The organism is Amnibacterium flavum (genome assembly GCF_003097495.1).
Lineage (GTDB): Bacteria > Actinomycetota > Actinomycetes > Actinomycetales > Microbacteriaceae > Naasia > Naasia flava.
On record NZ_QEOP01000003.1, the window covers coordinates 106105 to 128998 of the forward strand.

26 protein-coding genes are annotated in these 22894 nt (G+C 69.5%); 12 read left to right on the forward strand and 14 right to left on the reverse strand.

The window, feature by feature from the left end:
• Positions 1-83: 83 nt before the first annotated feature.
• Entirely contained in the window at positions 84-392 is a 309-nt protein-coding gene (locus DDQ50_RS14810) for a hypothetical protein (protein WP_116757566.1), read from the reverse strand.
• Positions 393-474: 82 nt separating this feature from the next.
• On the opposite strand from DDQ50_RS14810, the gene DDQ50_RS14815 reads away from it, so the two are divergent.
• On the forward strand, positions 475-1416 hold the full coding sequence (locus tag DDQ50_RS14815) for a DUF4190 domain-containing protein (RefSeq protein ID WP_116757567.1): 942 nt from the start codon (positions 475-477) through the stop codon (positions 1414-1416).
• A 121-nt stretch (positions 1417-1537) separates the two neighbouring features.
• Here the strand turns inward: DDQ50_RS14815 and rpsO are convergent, their stop codons facing one another.
• Both rpsO and DDQ50_RS14825 read right to left on the reverse strand, forming a co-directional pair.
• On the reverse strand, positions 1538-1807 hold the full coding sequence (gene rpsO / locus DDQ50_RS14820) for a 30S ribosomal protein S15 (protein ID WP_116757568.1): 270 nt from the start codon (positions 1805-1807) through the stop codon (positions 1538-1540).
• A gap of 93 nt (positions 1808-1900) precedes the next feature.
• Entirely contained in the window at positions 1901-2470 is a 570-nt protein-coding gene (locus tag DDQ50_RS14825; protein ID WP_116757569.1) for a GNAT family N-acetyltransferase, read from the reverse strand.
• 184 nt (positions 2471-2654) lie between these two features.
• Between DDQ50_RS14825 and DDQ50_RS14830 the strand changes: the two genes are divergently transcribed.
• The 3 genes from DDQ50_RS14830 to DDQ50_RS14840 all read left to right on the forward strand — a co-directional run bounded on the left by DDQ50_RS14830 (position 2655) and on the right by DDQ50_RS14840 (position 4925).
• Entirely contained in the window at positions 2655-3956 is a 1302-nt protein-coding gene (locus DDQ50_RS14830) for an MFS transporter (RefSeq protein WP_116757638.1), read from the forward strand.
• A 77-nt stretch (positions 3957-4033) separates the two neighbouring features.
• On the forward strand, positions 4034-4366 hold the full coding sequence (locus DDQ50_RS14835) for a hypothetical protein (protein WP_116757570.1): 333 nt from the start codon (positions 4034-4036) through the stop codon (positions 4364-4366).
• 157 nt (positions 4367-4523) lie between these two features.
• Entirely contained in the window at positions 4524-4925 is a 402-nt protein-coding gene (locus DDQ50_RS14840; RefSeq protein WP_116757571.1) for a hypothetical protein, read from the forward strand.
• 135 nt (positions 4926-5060) lie between these two features.
• Here DDQ50_RS14840 and DDQ50_RS14845 read toward each other — a convergent pair whose 3' ends face one another.
• Positions 5061-5471, reverse strand: coding sequence for a DUF5997 family protein (locus DDQ50_RS14845; protein ID WP_205663665.1), 411 nt, complete (start codon positions 5469-5471; stop codon positions 5061-5063).
• Between the two features lie 23 nt (positions 5472-5494).
• Between DDQ50_RS14845 and DDQ50_RS14850 the strand changes: the two genes are divergently transcribed.
• Positions 5495-6214: a LysR family transcriptional regulator substrate-binding protein gene (locus tag DDQ50_RS14850; protein ID WP_165829844.1), complete on the forward strand. Its 720-nt coding sequence runs from the start codon at positions 5495-5497 to the stop codon at positions 6212-6214.
• Between the two features lie 62 nt (positions 6215-6276).
• Here DDQ50_RS14850 and DDQ50_RS14855 read toward each other — a convergent pair whose 3' ends face one another.
• Entirely contained in the window at positions 6277-7032 is a 756-nt protein-coding gene (locus DDQ50_RS14855) for a dienelactone hydrolase family protein (protein WP_240614449.1), read from the reverse strand.
• Positions 7033-7081: 49 nt separating this feature from the next.
• Positions 7082-7609, reverse strand: coding sequence for an adenine phosphoribosyltransferase (locus DDQ50_RS14860; protein WP_116757574.1), 528 nt, complete (start codon positions 7607-7609; stop codon positions 7082-7084).
• Between the two features lie 144 nt (positions 7610-7753).
• Between DDQ50_RS14860 and DDQ50_RS14865 the strand changes: the two genes are divergently transcribed.
• From DDQ50_RS14865 to DDQ50_RS14880, 4 genes are all read left to right on the forward strand, one after another.
• The gene (locus tag DDQ50_RS14865) at positions 7754-8938 is read left to right on the forward strand and encodes a MarP family serine protease (protein ID WP_116757575.1); all 1185 of its coding nucleotides are present in this window, start codon (positions 7754-7756) and stop codon (positions 8936-8938) included.
• Positions 8939-9053: 115 nt separating this feature from the next.
• Entirely contained in the window at positions 9054-10754 is a 1701-nt protein-coding gene (locus tag DDQ50_RS14870; protein ID WP_116757576.1) for an MDR family MFS transporter, read from the forward strand.
• A complete protein-coding gene (locus DDQ50_RS14875) occupies positions 10751-11302 on the forward strand; it encodes a MarR family winged helix-turn-helix transcriptional regulator (RefSeq protein ID WP_165829845.1) in 552 nt (183 codons plus the stop codon). The genes DDQ50_RS14870 and DDQ50_RS14875 overlap by 4 nt, the downstream gene beginning before the upstream one ends.
• On the forward strand, positions 11299-12141 hold the full coding sequence (locus tag DDQ50_RS14880) for a siderophore-interacting protein (protein WP_116757578.1): 843 nt from the start codon (positions 11299-11301) through the stop codon (positions 12139-12141). Before DDQ50_RS14875 ends, DDQ50_RS14880 begins: the two co-directional genes overlap by 4 nt.
• Positions 12142-12534: 393 nt before the next feature.
• Here the strand turns inward: DDQ50_RS14880 and DDQ50_RS14885 are convergent, their stop codons facing one another.
• The 3 genes from DDQ50_RS14885 to DDQ50_RS14895 form a co-directional block, all read right to left on the reverse strand.
• Complete coding sequence (locus DDQ50_RS14885) at positions 12535-13008, reverse strand: VanZ family protein (protein ID WP_116757579.1); 474 nt, start codon at positions 13006-13008, stop codon at positions 12535-12537.
• Positions 13009-13112: 104 nt separating this feature from the next.
• A complete protein-coding gene (locus tag DDQ50_RS14890; RefSeq protein WP_240614459.1) occupies positions 13113-15317 on the reverse strand; it encodes a HelD family protein in 2205 nt (734 codons plus the stop codon).
• 192 nt (positions 15318-15509) lie between these two features.
• On the reverse strand, positions 15510-15998 hold the full coding sequence (locus tag DDQ50_RS14895; RefSeq protein WP_116757581.1) for a MarR family winged helix-turn-helix transcriptional regulator: 489 nt from the start codon (positions 15996-15998) through the stop codon (positions 15510-15512).
• A gap of 91 nt (positions 15999-16089) precedes the next feature.
• On the opposite strand from DDQ50_RS14895, the gene DDQ50_RS14900 reads away from it, so the two are divergent.
• On the forward strand, positions 16090-16689 hold the full coding sequence (locus DDQ50_RS14900) for an NADPH-dependent FMN reductase (RefSeq protein ID WP_116757582.1): 600 nt from the start codon (positions 16090-16092) through the stop codon (positions 16687-16689).
• A gap of 278 nt (positions 16690-16967) precedes the next feature.
• Here the strand turns inward: DDQ50_RS14900 and DDQ50_RS14905 are convergent, their stop codons facing one another.
• The 3 genes from DDQ50_RS14905 to DDQ50_RS14915 all read right to left on the reverse strand — a co-directional run bounded on the left by DDQ50_RS14905 (position 16968) and on the right by DDQ50_RS14915 (position 18935).
• A complete protein-coding gene (locus DDQ50_RS14905; RefSeq protein WP_116757583.1) occupies positions 16968-17798 on the reverse strand; it encodes a DUF1353 domain-containing protein in 831 nt (276 codons plus the stop codon).
• Complete coding sequence (locus DDQ50_RS14910) at positions 17798-18250, reverse strand: PaaI family thioesterase (protein WP_116757584.1); 453 nt, start codon at positions 18248-18250, stop codon at positions 17798-17800. The genes DDQ50_RS14905 and DDQ50_RS14910 overlap by 1 nt, the downstream gene beginning before the upstream one ends.
• 313 nt (positions 18251-18563) lie before the next feature.
• A complete protein-coding gene (locus DDQ50_RS14915) occupies positions 18564-18935 on the reverse strand; it encodes an FKBP-type peptidyl-prolyl cis-trans isomerase (RefSeq protein ID WP_116757585.1) in 372 nt (123 codons plus the stop codon).
• Positions 18936-18961: 26 nt separating this feature from the next.
• Here DDQ50_RS14915 and DDQ50_RS14920 point away from each other — a divergent pair, with 26 nt between their 5' ends.
• Positions 18962-19708 carry a M50 family metallopeptidase gene (locus DDQ50_RS14920; RefSeq protein WP_116757586.1) on the forward strand — a complete coding sequence of 249 codons (747 nt, stop codon included), beginning with the start codon at positions 18962-18964 and terminating at the stop codon, positions 19706-19708.
• Between the two features lie 28 nt (positions 19709-19736).
• Here DDQ50_RS14920 and DDQ50_RS14925 read toward each other — a convergent pair whose 3' ends face one another.
• A complete protein-coding gene (locus tag DDQ50_RS14925; RefSeq protein ID WP_116757587.1) occupies positions 19737-20972 on the reverse strand; it encodes a PrsW family intramembrane metalloprotease in 1236 nt (411 codons plus the stop codon).
• A gap of 56 nt (positions 20973-21028) precedes the next feature.
• On the reverse strand, positions 21029-21907 hold the full coding sequence (locus DDQ50_RS14930) for an SMP-30/gluconolactonase/LRE family protein (RefSeq protein WP_240614450.1): 879 nt from the start codon (positions 21905-21907) through the stop codon (positions 21029-21031).
• Positions 21908-22010: 103 nt separating this feature from the next.
• On the opposite strand from DDQ50_RS14930, the gene DDQ50_RS14935 reads away from it, so the two are divergent.
• Positions 22011-22811 (forward strand): SDR family NAD(P)-dependent oxidoreductase, encoded by an 801-nt coding sequence (locus tag DDQ50_RS14935; protein ID WP_116757589.1) that lies wholly within the window; start codon positions 22011-22013, stop codon positions 22809-22811.
• Positions 22812-22894: the final 83 nt, after the last annotated feature.

Here is a 22894-nt window from a genome sequence, read left to right on the forward strand (position 1 = left end):
TCGCGCGGTTCCTCCGAGCGCGCGACAGCAGGGCGGCGGCCCGGGGCGGCGCGACGAGTCGGGCATCAGATCCTGGGCGGGGGTCACCGTCGCGAGTAGATTCGTGCGGTGATGAACGACCCCACCGACGAACGCCCCGACGACACTGCCGCGGCCGACGCGACGCCGCCGGCGCCCTCCTCGAGGGAATGGGTGTCGCCGAGCGGGGCGCCCGCCGCTCCCGATCCGGCCGTTCCGGCACCGGCCGCTCCGGCCACGGCTGCTCCGGCTCCGGTCGCTTCCGGCCCAGGGCTCACCGGCGGGCCTGTCGTCGACGCGGGCTCCGCTCCGCACGGCGCGCTGGCGCCCAGCACCGCTGCGGCAGCGTCGCCGATCTCAGGCCCTCCGACCACGCCGGCTCCCGGTCAGGTGGCCGCGCAACCGCCGGCTCCGAGCTGGGCGAACGCTCCTGGCCCGGTGGCCGCGCCACCGATCATGCCTCCCGGGCCACAGCCGCCGGCTGCGGTCGAGGTCACGCGGCGACCGGGGTCGGCTGCGGCGATCACGGCCCTGGTCCTGGGGATCGTCGCCGTCGTGGTCGGCGCTCTCCCCTTCGTCTCCCCCGTCGCCTACGTCATCGCCATCGCGGGCGTCGTCTTCGCGATCGTCGCGCTGGTCAGCCGCACGCATCGGAAGGGGATGGCCATCACCGGGCTCATCCTCAGCGTGCTGTCGGTGATCGTCGCGACCGTCTTGGTTTTCGTCACCATCCAGCTCGTGGGTTCCATCCGTCGCGATATCGAGGAGTCGGGCGGCGTCGACACGTTCCTCGACGAGATCGAAGAGAGCGCGGGCCCGCTGCTCCTGCCGGTGGGCGGCGCGGCTTCGGGTGTCGGAAACGGTGAGATGGCGGCGACCCCGGTCGACGGCGTCGGCGGGTACGGCATCGCCGAGATCATCGCGCGCGGCGACGGCCACATCACCATCACGGGGCTCGACTCGTCGGGCACAGAGGTCGAGCCGATCCTCGACGAGGACCTCCCCTACAGCGGGCAGCTGCTGTACAACCTGTACTCCGACAGCGAGGTCGCGTCGTTCGAGATCCTCACCAACGGGGAGTGGGACATCCAGCTGCAGTCGACGATGATCGTGCCGGAACTGCGCGCCGACTCCGCCTACGCCGGCACCGGCGACAAGGTGATCTGGTACGAGGGACCGGCGACGACCGCGACGCTCGAGGCGGGTCCCGGCGGCGGCTGGGGCGCGGTCGTCTGGTCGACCGGCAGCTCGGAGGAATCCCTCTGCGACATCACGAACGAGGAGTCCTGTCGGTTCGATCTCGCCGGCGGCGGCGAGTTCATGCAGATCTACTCGTACGACTCGTGGGACATCGCCGTCGGCACCCGGGCCGGAGCCGGGGCCACCGACGTGACCTGATCGGTCTTCACATCCATCGCTGACCCTGAGGAAGCAGAACGGGCCGCCCACCCGAAGGTGGACGGCCCGTCTGCAAGAAGCTCGCGTTGTCTAACGAAGAGCTGGAGTCAGCGACAGTGCCTCAGCGGCGCAGACCGAGACGCTCGATGAGCGAGCGGTAACGGTTGATGTCGATGTCCTGCAGGTAGCCCAGCAGACGGCGGCGCTGACCGACGAGGAGCAGCAGACCACGACGTGAGTGGTGGTCGTGCTTGTGCTCCTTGAGGTGCTCCGTCAGATCCTTGATCCGGCGGGTCAGCATCGCGACCTGAACCTCGGGGGATCCAGTGTCACCGGCGTGGGTTGCGTACTCTTCGATGATCGCCTTCTTGACGTCAGACTCGAGTGCCATAGATGGGATCCCCTCTCTTCTCGTTGCGCGGCGCCCTCCACAGAATGCAGGGGCTCTCTTTATCCGCGGCCGTTGGACGGCAACCGAACGAGCTTAGCAGAGCGGCGCCGTGGGCAGGCGGGCCGTCTGCTCCGTCCGTGTGAGCAGGTAGCGGACGTGCGGACGCAGCGGGGAGCCCTCGTCGATGCGGGGGTGCTCGAAGAGGTCCGCCTGGCGCATGCCGATCCGTTCCATCACCGCCCGCGAGCGCGAATTGACGACGGCGGTGATCGACCCCACCTCATCGAGGCCCACATCGTCGAAAGCGAAGCTGAGCGCCTCGCCCGCGGCTTCCGTGGCGAAGCCGTGGCCCCACTGGTCGCGCGCGAGGCGCCAGCCGACCTCGACACCTCCCGCGCCGGGAACGCCGGCAGGCAGGGGTGCGAGGCCCGTGAATCCGATGAACTCGGCCGTGTCCCGACGCTCGACAGCCCACAGACCGTAGCCGTGGGAGTCGAACATCGCGTCCGCACGGTCGGCGAGAGCGTCCGCGGCGATCCGGTCGAGCGGAGCCGGGAAGAACTCCATGACCTCGGGATCTGCGCACAGGGCGGCGAACGGATCCCGATCCCCGCCCCGCCACCTGCGGAGCACGAGCCGCTCCGTGATCCGCTCGACCTCCACCCGCCGACCCTAACCCGACAGGGCCTCTCCCTCAGCGGGTGGAATCGCGCTCAGCAGGTCGAATCCGGGGAATCTGTCCTGCTGAGCCGGTTTCCACCTGCTGAGCGAGAGGAGGGGCTGGATTTCACCTGCCACGGGAGGGGGCGGCGGGGCGGGGGCGCGCAAGGGGGCAGACTTGGTCCTCGTGCCCGGATCGCATCTCATCGACACCACCCCGCTGAAGCTCAGCCCCGCGTACGCGCGGCTGTGGGTGGGCCAGACGGTGTCGGGCATCGGCGGCCAGATGACGATCGTCGCGGTCGGTCTGCACATCTACGAGCTGACGAACTCGACTCTGTCGGTCGCACTGGTCGGCATCATCGCGCTGGGGCCCGCCGTCGTCGCCGGCCTCTACGGCGGGGCGCTCGCCGACGCGTTCGACCGCAAGATCGTGGCGCTCATCGCCGCGATCGTGTCCTGGGGCGCCACCGGCACGATCGCAACCCTCGCCTGGCTGGGCCTCGAGACGGTGCCGACCCTCTATGTGCTGACCGCCATCACCGCCGCCGCGTCCACGATCCTCAATGCGACGCAGTCGGCGATCACACCGCGACTGCTCCCCCGCGAACTGCTGCCGGCCGCCGCCGCGCTCGGCGGAATCGCGAACGGGCTCGCCGTCACGGTCGGTCCCGCTGTCGCCGGTGTGCTGGTGGCGCTCGTCGGCTTCGGCTGGACCTACAGCATCGACGTGGTCCTCTTCGTCGCCGCGTTCATCGGCATCCTGCTCCTCCCCCGCCTCCCGCCGACGAACACCGTCCGGGTCTCCCACGTCAGCGCGATCGTCGACGGAATGCGCTTCCTTCGGCGGGCGCCGAACATCCGGATGAACTTCCTCGTCGACATCGTCGCCATGCTCTTCGGGCAGCCGCGCGTGCTGTACCCGGCGGCAGCCGCCCTCCTCCTCGGCGGCGACGCGATCACCGTCGGGATCCTGACGGCGTCCTTCGCGATCGGGGCGCTGCTCGCCAGCCTGTTCTCGGGGCGTCTCGGTGCCGTTCGGCATCATGGTGTCGCGATCGGGAGGGCGATCCAGTTCTACGGGGTGTTCATCCTCGCTCTCGGCGTCGTGTTCGCGGTCGTCACCTACGGCGGCTGGTCCGTCGAGTCCGGGTCGTCGGACGAGACGGCGCGCATCGCGTCGATCGTGGTGGCCGCGATCGTGCTCGCCGGCGCGGGAGCTTCGGACGAGGTCAGCGCCATCTTCCGGTCGACGATGCTGCAGGCGGCCGTACCCGATCACTTCCGCGGACGGGTGCAGGGCATCTTCATCGTCGTCGTGCAGGGAGGTCCGCGCCTCGGCGACCTCTACGTCGGTCTGCTGTCGCTCATCGGTCTGCTCTGGCTGCCGCCGTTCGTCGGAGGCATCGTCATCACGCTGCTGGTCGGCTTGATGGTGGCGCGGTCGAAGACGTTCCGGTCCTACGACTCCCTCAACCCGACACCCTGACGGCTGCGCCCAGGAATGCACCGCTACTGTCGGCGCATGAGCGGGATGAGGGCGGAGTCGATGCGGCCGAGGTCGTCATGACACGGCGTGCGCGGGGCTCCTCGGACGCTGCGGGTGCCGGGCTCGCGACCCTGGTGGTGAACGCCACGCTCAGCCGGATCGACGCTCTCGCCAGCGTCGCGCTCGCGATCGACTCCCGCGTGGTGACACCCGGAACGGCGGATGCGCACGTGCTGCTGCCGCGCGGCGAGCGCGCCTATATCGAGATCCCCCGGTTCGGCGAACCGCCACCCCTCGCCATCGACATCATCAGCGACGTGAGCGTCGAGGAGGCCCGCGTGGCAGCCCTCGAACTGATGATCGCGCTCACGAACTCCACACCGTGGGAGATCCGGCCGATGTTCCGCTGACCCGAGCCGGGCGACGGGGCGGATGGGGCTCTCGCACGTTCCTCCCCAGCCCGGTGTGCGACCGACTTCCGCACGGATGGCGCTCGGAGCCGGCGTCGGCGATCGCATCCGCAGCACGATGAGGCAACCCATCCGCCCCATCCCAGGAGCTACTCCCATGACTGTCGCCTCTCCCCTCGCCGGCCCCACCCACAGCATGACCCCCGTCCTCGTGCGCGAACTCACCCCGGCGAGACGCTCGGAACCGCGGACCGACATCCTGGGCCCGCTCTCGGTCACCATCGGACTCGGCGGCATGCTCTCGGGTGCGATGCTTCAGCTGGTTTTCGCGATCGCGGCGATGAACGGGTTCGTCGCGTTCGGCAACACAGCAGGTGTGGGATCCCTCATCCTCGAGATCGCCACCGCCGCGACGGCGGTGGTACTCGGAATCGTGGGGGTGTCCGGACGACGACGTTCCAAAGGCATCGCCGTCATCGGACTCGCCATCGGCGCCGCGATGCTCTTCGACTTCGCGACCAATGCGGTCACGGCCGTGATGGCGCTCTCGGTGCTCTGATCGTCTCCGGCGTCGCTCCCGTGAAAAGGCCCGTGTGACAGGTGCGCTATTGCGTCTCGGAGGGGCCCGCATTCACCGAAGGGAATGAGAACCCGGCGGCCGCCGTCCGGCTCCCGAGAACGACCCTGTTCGAGGTCAGCGGGCGGAGCGTTCGCGCTTCGCCCGCGCCTCGGCCTTCGCAGCACGCTCGAACTTGACCCGAGCGTTCTCGTCGCGCACGGCCGCCTGAGTCGCTCGCTCTGTGACGAGCCAGGCCGGCATCTCGACGAGCATCTGCTTGATCTCCTCCGTCGTGAGGTCTGCATCGAGGCCCCCTCGCGCGAGGCCTGCGATCGACACGCCGAGACGCGCGGCGACGACGGGTCGCGGGTGCGGACCGTTGCGCTTGAGCTCGGCCAGCCACTCGGGCGGGTCGGTCAGCAGGGCGTTGAGTTCGGAGCGCGAGACCTCGCCCTCCTGGAACTCGGCCGGGGCGGCGGAGAGCAGGATGCCGAGCTTCTTGGCCGCCGTGGCGGGCTTCATGGTCTGGTCTGATGGCTGCGGCACGGCACAAGGTTACCCTTGGGCACGTGTCCGAGTCCGACGAGCTGCCCGAATCGCCTGCCCGGTCGACGTTCACCGTCGCGTTCGTGGTCGGGGTTTCCGCCGACAAGTGGGCCCGTGTCTGGGCGGAGCGGATGCCGCACCTCCCGCTCGTCCTCCGCCTCGTCGACGACGCGGGCGCACTCGAGGCACTCGACGGGGACGCCGACATGACGCTCGCGCGACTGCCGCTCGAGATCGACGCCGATGTCTACCGAGCCATCCCTCTGTGGACCGAGATGCCGGTCGTCGTCGCGCCGAAGGACCATCCGATCTCGGTCGTCGACTCCGTCACTCTGGCCGAGCTCGAAGACGAGAACCTGCTCGAAGGCCGCGACGACGACGCACTCGACCTCGTCGCCGCCGGTGTCGGGGTCGCCCGCATGCCGCAATCGGTCTTCCGGGCCACCGGTCGACGCGACGTGAAGGCTCGTGAGATCAGCGACGCCGAGCCCACCCGGATCGCGCTCGTCTGGAAGGCCGGTCCTCCCGACGATTCCGTCGACGAGTTCGTCGGCATCGTTCGCGGCCGCACCGCTCAGAGCTCGCGCGGGACGGGGGGCGAAGCGGCGGCCGAGCCCGAGAAGAAGACCGAGCGCAGGCAACCTCCTCGTGGGCCGGCCGCGAAGGCGAAGCCGGTGCACCGGACCGGACTGCGCGCTCTCCCCCGCAGCAAGAAGAGCGGCGGCAAACGGCGACCCCGCTGATCGACGAGTCCACCCGCTTCCGCTCAGCAGGTCGTGCGCTCAGCGACGCAGGTCGGCCTCGGTCAGGACGGGATCGCCCTGCCCAGTGCGATGAGGGTCTGCGCCCAGGCGTCGTTCGCCGCGTCGGCGTCGTAGGTGGCCGGGTTCGTGTCGTTGAAGAACGCGTGTCCGACGCCGGGGTAGACGACGGAGGTGAAGTCCACATCGGTCTCGGCGAGCGCCGCCGACGTGGCGGGCAGGGTCGAGGTGACCCGCTCGTCGGTCTCTCCGAAGAACGCGAGAACAGAACCCTGAATATCGGCGAAGGACGAGTGCTCGGGTGGGATGCCGTAGAACGGGACGGCGAGCCGGATCCTCGCATCGGCGGCCCCGAGCGCCCAGGCGTAGGTGCCGCCGAAGCAGAACCCGACGGTGGCGAGGTCACCTTCCTCATCGAACTGGGCGCTCACATAGTCGGTGACCTGCTGGAGCACGCTGATCGCCCACTGCGCGTAGTCGGGTGAGTGTGCGGCGCTGAGCTTCTCGCGGAACGCGGGCTGCGCGTCCGCGCGCACCTTGGGGTCGGGGTGCGACCGGAGCGCAGCGAGCTCGGCGCCCACCTCGGGCGTGATGCCGATGTTGGAGAGCAGATCCGGCGCGACGACCAGATACCCCTCCGCGGCGAACCGGTCGGCCACGTCGGCGATGTGCTCGACGAGGCCCCACAGCTCGTGGATGAGGACGATGCCGCCGAGCGGCGCACCCTCGGGATCCGCGCGATACGCGTTGATCGTGCCGCCGGTGGTGTCGATCTCGATGTGCTGACCCATGGCGCTCATGATGCCACTCGACGCTCCGTCGGGGCTGACCCTGGTATGCCCGGTTCGGCTACTCGCTGAGCAGCGCGTGCGCCTCGAGGTCGGAGATCCGCGCCCGGCCCTTCAGCTCGGGGAGTTCGATCACGACGGCGACTCCGACGACCTCGTGTCCGGCTCGCTCGAGCAGCCGCCGGGCGGCCGCCAGGGTTCCGCCGGTGGCGAGGACATCGTCGATGAGGAGGACTCGCGCGGGCGGGATCAGCCCCTCGGTCAGCTGAAGGCTCGCATCGCCGTATTCGAGCGAGTAGCTCTCCGAGAGCACGGGCGGGGGCAGCTTGCCCGGCTTGCGGAGCGGCAGAGCTCCCTTGCCCGTCGCGATCGCGACACCGGCGGCGAGCACGAAACCGCGTGCCTCGGCTCCGGCCACGAGATCGAACCGGCCGGCGAACGGCTCTGCGAGCTGCTCCACGACCTGACGGAACGCGTCGGCATTCGCGAAGAGGGGGCTCAGGTCGCGGAAGAGGATCCCGGGCTGCGGGAAGTCGGGGGTGAGCGTGGTGTTGTCGCGGACAAGGTCGGCGGAGCTCTGCTGCGGCACGGACCAAGCCTACGGCGCGGTGATGCGAGCCCTGCGCCGGCCGGGGTCGGCGGGCACGCGGCGGGCCGGGCGGCTATCCAGGGTTGGAACGCGAGAATGTCTCGGGGCCGAAACCGGACCCCTTGTGCGACAACGGGAGGCGACATGCTGTCGGTCATCGTCGACATCCTCCTGGCGTTCCTGCTCATCGGGTACCTGGTGCAGGGATACCGTTCGGGCTTCCTCCGCAACGTCTTCTCGATCGCCGGCGTCCTCGGCGGCGCGATCGCAGCCGTGCTGCTCACGCCGTCCGTCACCGGTCTGATCGCTCAGGCGCCCATCCGACTGGTGGCGACCATCGCCCTGTTCCTCGCGCTCATCGTGATCGGGAGCATCGTCGGCGGCGCCCTGGGCAAGGCCCTCGCGCGCACGGTGCCGCGGGGCCCCCTCCGCACCCTCGACAAGATCGCCGGCGCGGTGAGCGGCGTCATCGTCACCGCCCTCGCCGCATCCATGGTCGCGTTCGGAATCGGCTCGCTGGGGGTGCCCGTGCTGAGCCCGGCGATCTCGTCGTCGGTGGTCCTCGCCGGGATCGACCGGCTCACCCCCGATCCCGTGAAGAGCACCATGGCTCAGCTGCGAGCGCTCGTCGTGAGCGACGGGATCCCCAGCATCTCCGAGGCTCTCGGCGGACCGACGACGGCTCCATCCGTGCCCTCTCTCGACACCGGCACCGACGCCGTCTCGACGGCATCACGATCGGTGGTCCGCATCAGCGGCAACGCGTATGCATGCGGACAGAGCCAGACGGGCAGCGGATTCGTCGTCGCCCCCGACCGGGTGGTCACGAACGCCCACGTGGTGTCCGGGGTGAGCGAACCGGTCGTGGAGTCCCGCAGCGACGGCACCGTCTCCGGTCGGGTCGTCTACTTCGACCCCGTCGACGACATCGCGGTCATCGCGACCGACGGGCTCGCCGCTCCGGCACTCGGCTTCGGCACCTCGCTCGCCGCGGGAACCGACGCGGTCGCCCTCGGGTATCCGTTCGGCGGGCCCTTCGCAGCCAAACCGGCCAACGTGATCTCCGTCGCCACCCTCGTCGTCAACGACATCTACGCGAGCAGCTCCAGCCCGCGAGAGGTGTACACGTTGGCCGCCGACGTGCAGCCCGGGAACTCCGGCGGCCCCCTGCTCAGCGTCGACGGGGCCATCGTCGGCATCGTCTTCGCCAAGGGCGCCGACACGCCCAACGTGGGCTACGCGGCGACGATGACCGAGCTCGCTCCGGTGCTCGCGCAGGCGCCGACGCTTAATGCGGGGGTCTCCTCCGGGTCGTGCACGACCGAGTAAGGCGCCGTCGAACGGAATACCCCCATCGCGTAGTTAGTTGTGTGATAACAACGTTTATAGTTGACGTCAGTCAACTGTTATCCCCCTCTACTTCTCTCGCGATTCGAGGAGCTCCATGGCTCGCGCCCCCAAGTCCAGTACGCCGGACAAGACCAAGACCCCGGCGACCCCCGAGCAGCAGAAGCGCCACCGCGAGGTGCTCTCCGCACTCTCCGGCCTGATCATGGGCATGTTCGTGGCGATCCTCGCCGGCACGGTCGTGTCGACCTCATTGCCCGTCATCGTGTCCGATCTCGGCGGCAACCAGACCGCCTACACCTGGATCGTCACCGCATCGCTGCTCGCGACGACCGTGAGCACTCCCATCTGGGGAAAGCTCGCCGACCTGATCAGCCGCAAGCTGCTCATCCAGCTCGCGCTCGTGATCTTCGTCATCGGGTCGGCGCTCGCCGGCTTCTCCCAGGACACCAACACCCTCATCATCTTCCGGATCCTCCAGGGGCTCGGAGGCGGTGGGCTGACCGCGCTCGTGCAGGTCACGATCGCCGACATCATCAGCCCCCGCGAACGCGGTCGCTACATGGGCCTCATCGGCGGAGTCATGGCACTCGGGACGGTCGGCGGCCCGCTCATCGGCGGTGTGATCACCGACTCCCTCGGCTGGAGATGGAACTTCTTCGTCGCGCTCCCCGTCGCGATCGTCGCCCTCGTCCTCATCCAGCGCACACTGCACCTGCCCAAGCGCAGCGGCAAGGTCATCGTCGACTACTTCGGCGCGATCCTCCTCACCGGTGGCGTGAGCCTCCTCCTCATCTGGGTGAGCCTCGGCGGCAACGAATTCGAGTGGAACTCCGCGCCGAGCTACCTGATGGTCGGCGGCGCGGTCGCGCTGCTCGCCCTCACCGTGCTGGTCGAGCTGAAGGTCAAGGAGCCGATCATCCCGCTCACGCTCTTCCGCAACCGCACCTTCGTGCTCGCGGTCATCGCGAGCCTCTCGGTGGGCGTCGCGATGTTCGGCACCTCGATCTTCCTCAGCCAGTACCTGCAGCTCGCGCGCGGCAACACCCCGACCGAGTCGGGTCTGCTCACTCTTCCGATGATCCTCGGCCTCTTCGGCGCCTCGACCGTCATCGGCGGCATCATCAGCCGCACGGGCATCTGGAAGCGCTACATGATCGTCGGATCCGTCCTCCTCACGATCGGGCTCGGCCTCATGGGCACGCTCCGTTACGACACCCCCTACCCGCTGATGGCGCTGTACATGGTGGTCATGGGCGCCGGTATCGGCATGGTCATGCAGAACCTCGTGCTCGTGACGCAGAACTCGCTGAAGGCCAGTCAGCTGGGCGCGGGCAGCTCGTCGATCGCGTTCTTCCGCAGCCTCGGCGGCACCATCGGCGTCGCGGCGCTCGGCGCCTTCCTCGGAACCCGTGTCACCGGCCTCGTCACCGACGGGCTCGGCGCGCTGGGCATTCCGGCCGGCGCGGCGGGCGGTGGCAAGATCCCCGACGTCTCGACCCTTCCCGAGCCGATCCGCACGGTCGTCGAGTCGGCTTACGGCGAGGCCGTCGGCGACGTGTTCCTCATAGTGCTCCCGCTCGCGATCCTGACCATCATCATGATCTCGCTGCTTCCGAACAAGCCGCTCGGTCATAAGACCGCCGTCCAGCAGCTGCGCGACGAAGAACTGGGCCTCCTCGTCGAGGTCTCGGCGAACGACATCGGTTCGACCACGACCTCGACCGGATCGATCCCGATCCCGACCAACGAGGTCGAGGAGCGTGCGGCCGAGGAAGCGGAGCGGAGCCGGCGGTGACAACCCCCGCGGACGACAGCCAGCCCGCGGCATCGGATCGCGACCCCCTCGGCTCGCTGGAGCAGTCGTTCGCGACGCTCTTCCGGTTCGTGAAATCCAATGTCCGCGAGTCGGCCGCGCTGCTCGATCCCGAGCTGCCGCCCGCAGCATGGACCGTCCTGCGGCACCTCGTGCGCGAGAGCCCCCTCCAGGTGGGGGCTCTCGCCTCGGCGACCGGGATGGACAAGAGCTCCATCAGCCGTCATCTCCGGGAGCTGCGCGAGCGGGGTTTCGTCGAGATGACCCATAGCGCGGATGACGCGAGGGCGGTACTCGTGCGCCCATCCCAGCTCGCCGTCGACCGCGTCGGCACCGCGCTGGACGCGACGCGCGGGCGCTACCGCAGATTCCTCGCCACCTGGAACGAGGACCAGCTCGAGCAGTTCTCGGTCCTGCTCGCCCGGTTCGCCGAGATCGAACGATTCACGGCCGACGAGGCCTCGGCCTCACGCGTCGACGCCGGAGGCTCAGCCTCGGGCCCGGTTCAGCGGGCGACAATAGGCGTATGACCGCATCGCCCGGCGACTCCCCCGCAACGACCTCCTCCACCACTTCAGCCGCCGTCCCGCGGCTCTCGAGCTCAGCCGTCGCGGCGCGCGAACGCGAGGTCGTCCGGCATGAGACGAGCCTCCGCAGCCTGACTGTCACCGCGGTCCGCGATCTGACGAGCAGTGTCCGGCGGGTGACGCTCGTCGGGCCCGAGCTCGCCGGGTTCGCGAGCGCGGGCCCCGAGGACCACCTCAAGGTGCTGTTCCCCGCCGCTCCCGGGCAGCGCATCATGCGCGACTACACCCCCGCCGCCCACCGGATCACCGACGACGGCACCGATGAGCTCGACATCGATTTCGTCGTGCACGGCGATACGGGACCTGCGAGCGCGTGGGCGGCCGGTGCGAAGCCCGGCGACACGCTGGCGGTCGGCGGACCGCGGGGATCGCGTCTCGCGCCTCGCGGATACACCCGTTACGTTCTGCTCTCGGATGAGAGCGCGGCGCCCGCGCTGGCGCGGTGGATCGCCGCGGTGAGGGACGAGGGCGCCGTGACCGCGTTCGTTCAGTCGACGGATCCGCGGATCCTCGACTACCCGTTCCCGACCGGCCCCGGTGTGACCGTCACCCCTATCGCGCCCGGCGCCGAGGCGGCCCTCGCCGCGTTCGAGGACGCCGCTCCCGACGCGGACACCTTCGTGTGGGCCGCTGGCGAGGCGACCGCGCTCGTTCCCATCCGCCGCTGGCTGCGCGAGCGCGGCCTCGACAAGAACCAGGCGAAGGTCGACGGCTACTGGCGCATCGGTGTGGCGGAGCTCGACCACCACGCCCCCCTCGACCCCGAGAACCCCGAAGACTGACCCACCTGGGCACCGCCGTCGAGCGCAGCGAACGGAGCCGCTACCCGCCCGTTGAGCGCAGCGAAACGAGTACCCCAGGCCGTCCTTGAAGCCCTGCGCATCGCTGCGCTCAGCGGGCGGGCACCACCCCCGCCCGTTGAGCCCGTCGAAACGAGCGACCCACGCCCGTCCTCAAGCCCTGCGCATCGCTGCGCTCAACGGGCGGGCTGGCGGGCAGCTCCCGCCCGTTGAGCGCAGCGAAACGAGCACCCCAGACTTCAAGACGGCCCTTCGCTTCCCTGCGCTCAGCGGGCGGGCGGACAGCAGCCTCGCCCGTTGAGCCCGTCGAAACGAGCGACCCACGCCCGTCCTCACGCCCTGCGCATCGGTGCGCTCAGCGGGCGGGGGCGGCGGCTAGCGCTGGGCGAGCACCGGGTGGCGCGACTCCGCGGCACGCGCCCGGGCGATGCGGCGGGCCTTCGGCGCGGTGATGGCGATCACGAGCAGCGTTCCGACGATGCCACCGATCGAGTTCGACACCAGATCGCGCACGTCGGCGACGCGGGTGGTGAAGATCAGCAGCTGGGCGAGCTCGATGATCGACGACAGGGCGAAGCTGAGCAGGATCGCGAGCCACCACCGCCCGCGACCGAACAGGAGGACCAGGAACATGCCGATCGGTGCGAACATGGCGACGTTCGCCCCGAACTCCACGTCGGAGTAGTCGATCCAGCGAGTGCCGGGGATGGTGTCGAGCACGTCGAGCACTCGCCACACGAACCCGTCGGTTCCCTCACCGAGCGGCAGTTGCGGGGACAGAGTGAGCCATCCGACGAAGCCGAGATAGGCGAGCGTCACCAGCGAGAGCAGCGGGTGTCGGCGGAACATCCCTCGATTCTCTCCCCTCGGGCTGGGTGTCGCACGCGCAGCGGCTACGACATGCCCAAGAAATGCCGTCGAGGCGGGCAGCGGCGGAGCCGGACAGCCCCGGGTCAGGCGACCCGGATGACCGTCAGACGCTGGGTCGCACGGGTGAGCGTCACGTAGAGGGCACTGACTCCGCGCGGCTCCGCGTCGACGATCCCGTCGGGATCGACGGCGACGACCGAGTCGAACTCGAGCCCCTTCGCGGTGCGCGGTGACATGACCGAGACGGTCTGGGCGATGCTGACTCCGCCGAGGCCGATGGACGCGCCGAACTCCTCGCGGAGCGCGGCGTGCAGTGCGCTCACACGATGGGCGGGGGCGATCACCGCGAGGGTTCCACCGCTGCCGAGCGCCTGGTCCGCGCGCACGGTGGCCATCAGCGATTCGACGAGCTCCCGCTCGGGAACACTGATCTCGACCGGCTCCCACTCCGACTCCCGGACCGACTGCGACGCGGTGATGCTGAGTCCCAGCGAGCGCGCGGTCCTCTCCGCCAGGTCGGCGATCTGGGCGGGGGTGCGGTAGTTGACCGTGAGTTCCTCGAGCCGGAACTCTCCGCTGAGCGAGCGGATCGCATCCGACCAGTTCGACGCGGCGACCGGCGACGACGCCTGGGCGATGTCGCCCACGATCGTGAACGAGCGCAGGGGCGCACGACGCCGCAGCAGCCGCCACTGCATGGGCGACAGTTCCTGTGCCTCGTCGACGACGATGTGGCCGTACGTCCAGCTGCGATCCGTCGATGCGCGTTCGGCCGCCGTGAGGCGGGGACCGGACTCGGCGAACCCGTCGGCGAGCGCCTCCGCGCTGACCATCCCCTCGACGCCCATGTTGCGGATCGCGTTCTCGGCATTCTCGATGTCGCGCTCGCGCTGGCGGCGGGCCGCCTGCTCGGCGGCGCCCGACGCGGTCGGCGCTTCGCCGAGCAGTTCCGCGGCCTCGTCGAGCAGCGGGACATCCGAGATGGTCCATTCGGAGCTGCGATCGCGGTGAAGCAGTGCGCGCTTCTCCTCGTTCCACTGCGGGGTGAGCGACGCCAGCCACTGCGGGCGGGCGTAGAGGTCGCCGAGGAGCTTCTCGGGGCTGAGAGGAAGCCAGGCGGTGTTGAGGAGAACCCGGACGTCCTGGCTCGAGCGGATGTCCTCTCGGATCATCCGCACGTCCTCGTCATCGATCGCGTCGCCGCGGCGTCGGAGCCGGCTGACGAGTTCGGAGGTCATGGCGGCGAGCGCATTCGAGACGAAGGTGACCCGCGCCTCGTTGTGCGGCTTGTGGCTGTCCTGGGCGCGGCGGATGGCCTTCTCGATGAGCGCCGGAGCGACCTCGAGGCGCTCGTTGTTGATCTCGACGGTCTGAACGGCGTCGGGCACGACCTGGCGCGACTGCACCGCGCGGCGCAGCAGTTCGGTCATCCGGGGTGAGCCCTTGAGAGCGGCGACGGAGGGCTCGTCATCGATCTGCGCCTCGACGCCGGGGAACAGCGAACCGAGGCTCGAGAGCACGACACCGGTCTCACCGAGCGAGGGCAGGACCTGTTCGATGTAGCGGAGGAAGCTGCGCGAGGGGCCGACCACGAGGAGCCCCGACGAGGCGAGCCGGTCGCGGTGCGTGTACAGCAGGTAGGCGGCGCGGTGCAGGGCGACCGCCGTCTTGCCGGTGCCGGGCCCGCCCTGCACGACCAGGACCCCTCGCAGCTCGGATCGGATGATGCGGTCCTGCTCCGCCTGGATGGTGGCGACGATGTCGTGCATCCGGCCGGTGCGCTGGGCGGTCAGGGCGGCCATCAGCGCGCTCTCGCCGGACAGCAGTCGGTCGGGGTCGTCGGATGCGACGTCGAAGACCTCGTCCTCGACACGGGTGACGCGGCGCCCGTCCGTGCTGAGGTGCCGGCGTGCGCGCAGCCCGAGCGGTGTCGCGGCGGTCGCCTGGTAGAACGCGCTCGCCTGCGGAACGCGCCAGTCGAGGAGGAGCGGCTGCAGGTCGGCGTCGCGGAGGCCGATGCGGCCGATGTAGCGGTGTTCACCTGCTTCGTCCTCGAGTCGACCGAAGGCGAGGCGGTCATCGACCTCGCGGAGCTGCGCGATGCGGTCCTCGTAGATGCGCGCCATGGCGTCGCGCTCGGAACGGCTCTGGTGCGTGCCGCCCGCCGGCGCGAGACGCACCCGGTCGAGCTCGTAGGCCGCTTCCGCCTTGACGGTGTCGAGCCGGGCGTAGAGCGCATCGAGGTAGCTCTGCTCGGCCTGAACCTCGCGGGCGAGCCGTGCTTCGATGTCGCGGGAGAGGTCGGCGCCGCCTCGGTCGTCCGGTACTCGTCGTGCGGTCTGCGAGTCAGTCACATCACACCTCTCTTCTCCCGGATCGGCGGGGCCGCGAACGGCGTCGGGCGTCGCAAAATCCGGGCATCGAGTCTACTCGTGCCGGACGGGGTCGAGGCGGCCCGGACACTGATCCGAGCCGGAGGGTCAAGATGCGCCGAAGATCGCTTCGGCGCTGTCGCACGCGGCCGGGTCGGACGCCTGGACGACCCGACGGGCCATCGAGTCGAGATCGGTGCGCTCGGACTCGTCGAGCACGTCGAACCGGTTGGCGAGAACCTCTCCGTAGCCGTTCTCGCCGCGATCGGCGGCGGAGTGCCCCTGCTCGGTGATGACAACCCAGGTGCCGCGGAGATCGGTGGGGCAGTCCTGCCGCTCGACGAGGGACTTGCCCTCCATCCGCGTGACCTGATGCGACAGTCTGCTCTTCTCCCAGCCGAGCACATCGGCGAGATCCCGGGCCCTGAGTCGGCCGTCGGGCGCACTGCGGAGCGTGGTGAGGATCTCGAAGTCGGCGACCGAGACGCCGGCATCCTGCTGTAGCCGCTGCTCGAGCTCGCGCTCGATCTTGCGGCGGAGGATGACGATGTCACGCCACAGCGAGAGCTCTGCTCGCGCGGCGGTCCGACTCGACATCCCCGAAGTCTAGCGCTCGCTCAGGCTGGGTTGACATGTCATCGAAGCGTCCTATCGTTGACGGGTCATCCACGCCGATCAAGGAGCACAGTTGTCCAATTCCTCCAGTCCCGACCTCCGTATCGCCGTCATCCTCGGCAGTACCCGTCCGGGCCGTAACGGTGCCGCCGTGGCCGAATGGGTGCTCGAGCAGGCAGTCGGCCGCGAGGGAGCGACGTACGAGCTCGTGGACCTCGCCGACTTCCCGCTCCCCCACCTCGACGAGCCGGTGCCGCCGTCGATGGGGCAGTACACGAAGGATCACACCAAGGCGTGGGCGGAGAAGATCGCGGGCTTCGACGGCTACGTGTTCGTCACCCCCGAGTACAACCACTCGACCTCCGGCGTCCTGAAGAACGCCATCGACTACCTGTACGCCGAGTGGAACAACAAGGCCGCCGCGTTCGTCAGCTACGGGTCGCTGAGCGGCGCCCGCGCCATCGAGCACCTGCGCGGGATCGCGTCCGAGCTGCAGCTCGCGCATGTCCGCCAGCAGGTGTCGTTCTCACTCGCCACCGACTTCGAGAACTACTCGGTGTTCACGCCGGGCCCCCAGCACCCCGCCTCGGTGCAGACCATGTTCGACCAGCTCGAGATGTGGGCGGGAGCCCTGAAGACGGCCCGCACGGAAGCCCTCGCCGAGGCCGCGTAGTCCCGCCGAGCTCGGAAAGTTCGAAGCGAGACCGCACTCGGCCCCGCGGGCTGGTCTGCCCGCGGGATCCGGCTGACGGATTCGTCCGCGAGGTGCGGTCTCGCCTCCCTCGCTCCACCACGCGGCCTGAGCGTTCCGGTGGAGCATGCACCTAGCGGACTTGCCCTGTTTCCGCGAACGTGGGCGCAACCGGGAGCGAATACGTGTATTCCGGGCATATGCGCACGCCGGAACGTGCGCATGCGCCCGGAATATCCGACCTGGGGCTGGGTGGCGCGTCAGCTCGTTTCCTTTGTCGCCTGTTCCTCTGAGGAGCGGCGGCGGGTGAGAGAGGTCAGGCGGTCGCGGACTCGTCTGCGTGCGCGCACCTTGACCTGTCGGGTGAGGCCCACCGGGCCCCGGCGCGGGCGCGGCCCCCTGCTCCCGCTGAGGAACCAGCCCGCGATCTCGAGGAGCGCGAGCAGGAACTGGCCCACGATCGCCACGAGCGCGAACGGCGCCAGCACGACGCCGAGATAGGTGAGGGTGAACATCGGCTCGACGTCGCGTCGCCACGCGAGCGCGCCGAGCACCGGGACGAGGGCGACGGCGAAGCCCCACCATCCGAACAGTCCGAGGACCGAGGCGTACACCAGCGCGATGCCGAGCCCGATCTGGGTCGACATCAGGATCGCCTGCCATGGACGCGGCCCCCAGTACCGCTCGAGCGACACGAACCCGAACATCAGCGACGCGCGCACCGCGGAGGTGTGCCCCTCGCGCAGCGCCCGCCGGAACAGCGCGTCCGCCCTCCGCCGCTGCTCGATCCAGATGACCGGATCGGGGTTGAGCGACTCCCACCAGAGCTGGTCGTGCAGCAGAGCCGGCGCCGTGTGCCGGCCGTGGCTCGAGATGAGCCCCCACAGGAACGGCGGCACCGAGGCCAGGTCGGTCGCGTTCGCGCCTTTCGCCGGCTTGCTCTGATCGTGCGCGCGCACCGTGATCCGCTCGGCCTCGGGCCGGCCCGGCTCGAGGTAGGTGAACGGTTCGAGCAGCTGGAACGTGCCCGGAGCGCGCTGAGACAGCTGGATCCTGTCGAGTCGTCGTCCGTCCGCGCGCGCGAAGGGCATCAGCGCTCGAACACCAGGAGAGTCGACGACGCGGTCGCGAGCAGCTTGCCGGCCGCGTCGGTGAGCGTCGCCTCGGCAAACGCCGCCTTGCGTCCCACGCTCAGCACAAGCGCCTCGGCGCGCACCTCGCCGGTGTCGACCGTCATCGGGCGCAGGTAGCTGACCTTCAGCTCAAGCGTCGTGTAGACCTGCGTCGGGCTGAGCTTGGAGTGCACGGCGCAACCGCACGCCGAGTCGAGCAGCGTCGCGGCATACCCGCCGTGCACCGTGCCGATCGGGTTGTAGGCGTGCTCGCCCGGAGTGCCGACGAAGACGGCGCGACCGTCATCGACTTCGGCGAGAGTGAAGTCGAGCGAGGTCGCGATGCCCGGGGCTCTTCCGGATCGGATCAGCGCCTGCAGCTGCTCGAGGCCCGTCGCCCCCGGGGCGACATCGTCTGCGAGTCCTGCCATGGCGACCTCCCGATGCTCATACGCGCTCTGGCGTTCAGTCTGCACTCAGTCTGACGCCCCACACATGACAGAAGTCTTGACAGACCTCGCGAGGCGGGAGCAATCTGTAATCCACAGAAGAACTCGCCGGGCCAGGCGCAGTCGGAGGCAACGCCCCGCCACTGGCCGACGAGTTCTTTTATTTTGTCTCGGTGCCCGCACCTCCGGTGTACCCACCACCCGTGGTGCGTTCGCCCGCAGCGCCCGGCAGGGAAGAACGAAGCCGCCCATGAGCGGTGCTCACGGGCGGCTTCGGCCGGATGCGGCGAGGGGATCAGCTGACGCCGAGCAGGTCGATCACGAAGATCAGGGTCTTGCCGCTCAGGTGGTGACCGGCACCGGCGGGACCGTAGGCCAGCTCCGGCGGGATGGTCAGCTTGCGACGGCCGCCGACCCTCATGCCGGGGATGCCCTGCTGCCAACCGGCCACGAGCCGCTGCAGCGGGAAGTTGATCGACTGGCCGCGGCTCCACGACGAGTCGAACTCGTCGCCGGTGTCGTACTCGACGCCCAGGTAGTGCACGTTGACGGTCGACGAGGCGACCGCCTCGGCTCCGTCGCCCTCGACGATGTCGACGATCTCGAGGGTGGCGGGCGCCGGCCCCTCGGGGGCGTCGATCTCGGGCTTTGAGTTCAGATCAGTCATGCTCCCAGTCAAGCGAGAATGGGTCGGTGGGGCAACTCGGGGAACTGTGGCAGCGGATCTCGGCGACCCAGCCGCCCCTGCCGATCTGGACCGTCGCCCTCTGCCTCGCCGTCGCGGCAGCGGTCGTGCTGCTCTCACCGATCTGGCGTCCCGCGCGGCACGCCATCACGATCGTCCACGAGGCGGGACACGGATTCGCCGCCACCCTCACCGGTCGTCGCCTCGCGGGGATCCGCCTGCACTCCGACACGTCGGGTGTCACCGTGAGCGTCGGGCGGCCCCGCGGCTTCGGCATGGCACTCACCCTGCTGGCCGGCTATCCGGCTGCTGCGCTTCTCGGCCTCGGTGCCGCCTGGCTCATCGGGATCGGGCATGCGACCGGCATGCTGTGGGCGCTGCTCGCCATCCTGCTGCTCGTGCTCGTGCAGATCCGCAACTGGTTCGGACTCTGGTCGGTCCTCGTCGTCGGCATCGCCGTGTTCGCGGCCACCTGGCTGCTGGACCCGGCGCAGCAGGCGATCGCCGCGTCGACCATCACTGCATTCCTGCTCCTCGGTTCCCTTCGCACGAGCGTCGAGCTGCAGTCCTCCCGCCGCCGTGAAGGAGCCGGCCGGGGTCGCGGCGACTCCGACGCCGATCAGCTGGCGCGACTCAGCGGCCTGCCCGGCCTCTTCTGGGTCGCCGTGTTCGTACTGATCGCGCTCGCCTGCACGCTGCTCGGCGGTCTGCTGCTGCTCCGCATCGATCCAGCCGCATTCGTCCCCTCCGGATGAGGGATCGGGTACCCGCGCGACGACTCCGTCAGGCGAGGAGGGCCCGCCGGTCGGCGACCACGGCATCGAGCAGCGCCCGCTCGTCCGGTGTCGCCCCGATCGCGGCGCGGCCGCGCAGCACGCGCTGCCGTGTGTGGGCGAGCCGGGTGGAGTCCCGGACGAACGCCTTCATCGCCGTCACCTTGTCCGGCGCCCCGGGCCGTGCCGGCTGGCTGCGGGCCCAGGCGAGTCCTGTGCGCCGCCCTGCCGGACTCGACACGAGCGAGACCTCCGCGGGGGTGAACCAGCCGACGGTCGCGTACTCCGCGAGCCGCTCCCCCGTCATCCGCCTCTCGGCCCGACGCAACAGGACGATCAGCACGATCCAGGCGGCGAAGATCGGCACCTGCACGAGCAGGTAGTAGCCGATCACGTCCTGGACCACGTAGAGGGCTCCGTTCCACAGGGCGTGCAGAGCCACCGCGGGGATGAGGCCGATCAGGTACCAGCCGAACAGGGCAGGTCCCGCAGTCCGCCGGGACCCGTATCCGAGTGCGAGGCCGGTGCACGAGGTGAAGATCACGTGCGCGAACGGCGAGAAGAGGCCCCGGGCGATGAAGACGGGGATCAGCGATCCCACGCCCCCTTCGACGATGGCCGAGCCGAAGTAGAGGACGTTCTCGGTGAATGCGAACCCCGCGGCGAGGGTCGCCGCGTAGACCAGCCCGTCGATCGGACCGTCGATGTACCGTCTCCCGACCCACAGGATGATGAGCACCCCGAACCCCTTCAGGCCCTCTTCCACCAGCGGCGCCTGCACGACCGCCTGGAGCACCTCGTTCTGCGGTGCGGTCCCGGCGACAGCGGTGGCGATCTGGACTCCGAGATCGAAGATGAGCGCTCCGGCGACCGCCACACCGGCGCCCCACAGGGCGGCGAAGAGCAGGGCGGCTCGCGGCTCGGGCTCCCACCGGTCGATCCAGCGGATCACCAGCACGACGATCGCGAGCGGGATGAGGGCGGCGATCGCGGCGATGATGACGCTGCCGAACCCGAGAGCGAGCACGAGGTAGGCGATGACCGCGAACAGGAGCAGTGCGGCGAGGGCGATGCCGATGGACACGAGCACCGTCGCCGCCATCGCGGTTCGAGCCGCGACGGGTGCGGGAGCCGGCGGCGTCTGCCACGTCGACGCACGTCCGTCAGCCGGCGGGATGACCACGTACTCGAAGGTCTTCCGCCCCGTCGGCCGGGACTGCCATTCCGGGGGCTGGGGCGCGCTCATCAGGTCAGCCTAGGGCCGACGTCGCACCCGATCCCCGACGCTCCCGCTGCACCGGCTCAGCCGGCGAAGGTGCGGACGGGGAGACCCGCCGTGCGGGTGTCGACCGCGAAGACCCCGCCCGACTGCGGGTGCGCTTCGAGCTGCTCCTCGGTCAGGTTCTCCCGCGCCGTCGCGACGAACAGGGTGCTCAGGTCGTCGCCCCCGAATGCGACGGACGTGACATTCGGGGCGGGGATCTCGACCGTCTCGACCACCTCGCCCTCCGGCGAGATCCGGACGACGACGCCGTCCCCGTAGATGCCGCTCCACAGATAGCCGTCGCGGTCGATGGTCAGTCCGTCGTGCATGCGTCCGGAGATGAACGGCACCAGCTCACCGAAGCCCGCCTCCGCTGTCCAGGGAGCGCGATAGATCGTCTCCGTGGCCGTGTCGGTCAGGTAGGCGGTGGTCTCGTCGACCGACCACTCGAACCCGTTGGCGGTGCCGAAGCCGCCCCGGACCAGGCGCGCTCCTGCGGAGGTGACGCGATAGACGGCGGCGTCGGGTTCCCCCGTCGTGATGTTCATGGAGCCGAGCTGAAACTCACCGGCCGGGTCGCATTTGCCCTCGTTGAACCGGATGCCGCCGTGAGTGTGCGCCACCCGGGCGATCTCCCGCTCCGCGCCGCCATCGGCGTCGCAGACGACGACCCGGCTCCCGAGAGCGATCACGTAGCCGCCCGACGCACGCGGCTGGAACGAGGCCAGCGGAGGATCGAAGGAGAGGACCGTGTCGTTCGATCCATCGGTGGCACCGCTGCCCGGACCTCGATGAAGCCGCCCGGCGGTGATGTCGCACCAGTGCAGCGCATCGTCCTTCCACCACAGGCTCTCGCCCAGGATCGCGCGGCCGTCTCGCCAGATCCTGGCCTCGCCGATGGCGGCAGGGATGGTCACGTGATGCTCGCGGTGGAGGTCATCCTTCGAGTTTGCTGATGCAGCCTGGGCGTATCCGGGACGTTCACTGAATCCGCAGAGACGCCGTTCTAGCGTCGAAGCCATGGACCTCGGAATCAACGGAAAGATCGCACTCGTCAGCGGAGCCGACTCCGGCATCGGCTGGGAGACCGCCAAGATGCTGCTCGCCGAAGGGGCGACAGTCGTCATCACGGATCAGGACCAGGAGTCGCTCGACGCCGCGGCCGCGAAACTCGATGCTCCCGACGGGAAGCTCCACGCCTTCGCCGCGGACATCACCGACATCACCTCGATCGCCTCGCTCCACCGGAGCACGGTCGACGCCGTGGGTGACATCGACATCCTCGTCCAGTCGGCCGGCATCACCGGCGCGCAGGGACTCTTCCATGAGATCGACGATGCCGGATGGGTCAACACCATCGAGGTCGACCTCCTCGGCCCCGTGCGTCTCGTCAGCGCCTTCCTCCCCTCGCTGCGCAAGGGCGGCTGGGGCCGCATCGTCTTCCTCGCCTCCGAGGACGCCGTCCAGCCCTACGACGACGAGATCCCCTACTGCTCCGCCAAGGCCGGGATCCTGGCGCTCATGAAGGGACTCTCCCGCAGCTACGCGAAGGAGGGTCTGCTGGTCAATGCGGTCTCCCCCGCCTTCATCCACACGCCGATGACCGACGCGATGATGGAGAAGCGCGCCGAGGAGCTCGGCACCGACATGGACGAGGCCATCACGAGCTTCCTCGACGAGGAGCGCCCCTACATGGAGCTCAAGCGTCGCGGCGAGCCGGAGGAGGTCGCCGCCGTCATCACCTTCCTCTGCAGCGACCGCGCCTCCTTCGTCAACGGGTCGAACTACCGGGTCGACTCGGGCTCCGTCGCCACGATCTGACACATCCTCAGCACCCGGCTGGAAACCAGCTCAGGCGTTGCTGTGAGGCCACTCGACACCCTTCTCGATGACGTAACACCGCA

Excerpts from the sequence above, each read along its gene's own strand:
- DDQ50_RS14865 (WP_116757575.1), top strand. The coding sequence starts at position 7,754 with ATGCTGTCGGTCATCGTCGACATCCTCCTGGCGTTCCTGCTCATCGGG.
- DDQ50_RS14840 (WP_116757571.1), top strand. The coding sequence starts at position 4,524 with ATGACTGTCGCCTCTCCCCTCGCCGGCCCCACCCACAGCATGACCCCC.
- DDQ50_RS14925 (WP_116757587.1), bottom strand. The coding sequence starts at position 20,972 with ATGAGCGCGCCCCAGCCCCCGGAATGGCAGTCCCGGCCGACGGGGCGG.
- DDQ50_RS14870 (WP_116757576.1), top strand. The coding sequence starts at position 9,054 with ATGGCTCGCGCCCCCAAGTCCAGTACGCCGGACAAGACCAAGACCCCG.
- DDQ50_RS14855 (WP_240614449.1), bottom strand. The coding sequence starts at position 7,032 with ATGAGCGCCATGGGTCAGCACATCGAGATCGACACCACCGGCGGCACG.
- DDQ50_RS14815 (WP_116757567.1), top strand. The coding sequence starts at position 475 with ATGCCTCCCGGGCCACAGCCGCCGGCTGCGGTCGAGGTCACGCGGCGA.
- DDQ50_RS14905 (WP_116757583.1), bottom strand. The coding sequence starts at position 17,798 with ATGCCCTTCGCGCGCGCGGACGGACGACGACTCGACAGGATCCAGCTG.
- DDQ50_RS14910 (WP_116757584.1), bottom strand. The coding sequence starts at position 18,250 with ATGGCAGGACTCGCAGACGATGTCGCCCCGGGGGCGACGGGCCTCGAG.
- DDQ50_RS14880 (WP_116757578.1), top strand. The coding sequence starts at position 11,299 with ATGACCGCATCGCCCGGCGACTCCCCCGCAACGACCTCCTCCACCACT.
- DDQ50_RS14895 (WP_116757581.1), bottom strand. The coding sequence starts at position 15,998 with ATGTCGAGTCGGACCGCCGCGCGAGCAGAGCTCTCGCTGTGGCGTGAC.
- DDQ50_RS14835 (WP_116757570.1), top strand. The coding sequence starts at position 4,034 with ATGACACGGCGTGCGCGGGGCTCCTCGGACGCTGCGGGTGCCGGGCTC.
- DDQ50_RS14885 (WP_116757579.1), bottom strand. The coding sequence starts at position 13,008 with ATGTTCCGCCGACACCCGCTGCTCTCGCTGGTGACGCTCGCCTATCTC.
- DDQ50_RS14935 (WP_116757589.1), top strand. The coding sequence starts at position 22,011 with ATGGACCTCGGAATCAACGGAAAGATCGCACTCGTCAGCGGAGCCGAC.
- rpsO (WP_116757568.1), bottom strand. The coding sequence starts at position 1,807 with ATGGCACTCGAGTCTGACGTCAAGAAGGCGATCATCGAAGAGTACGCA.
- DDQ50_RS14915 (WP_116757585.1), bottom strand. The coding sequence starts at position 18,935 with ATGACTGATCTGAACTCAAAGCCCGAGATCGACGCCCCCGAGGGGCCG.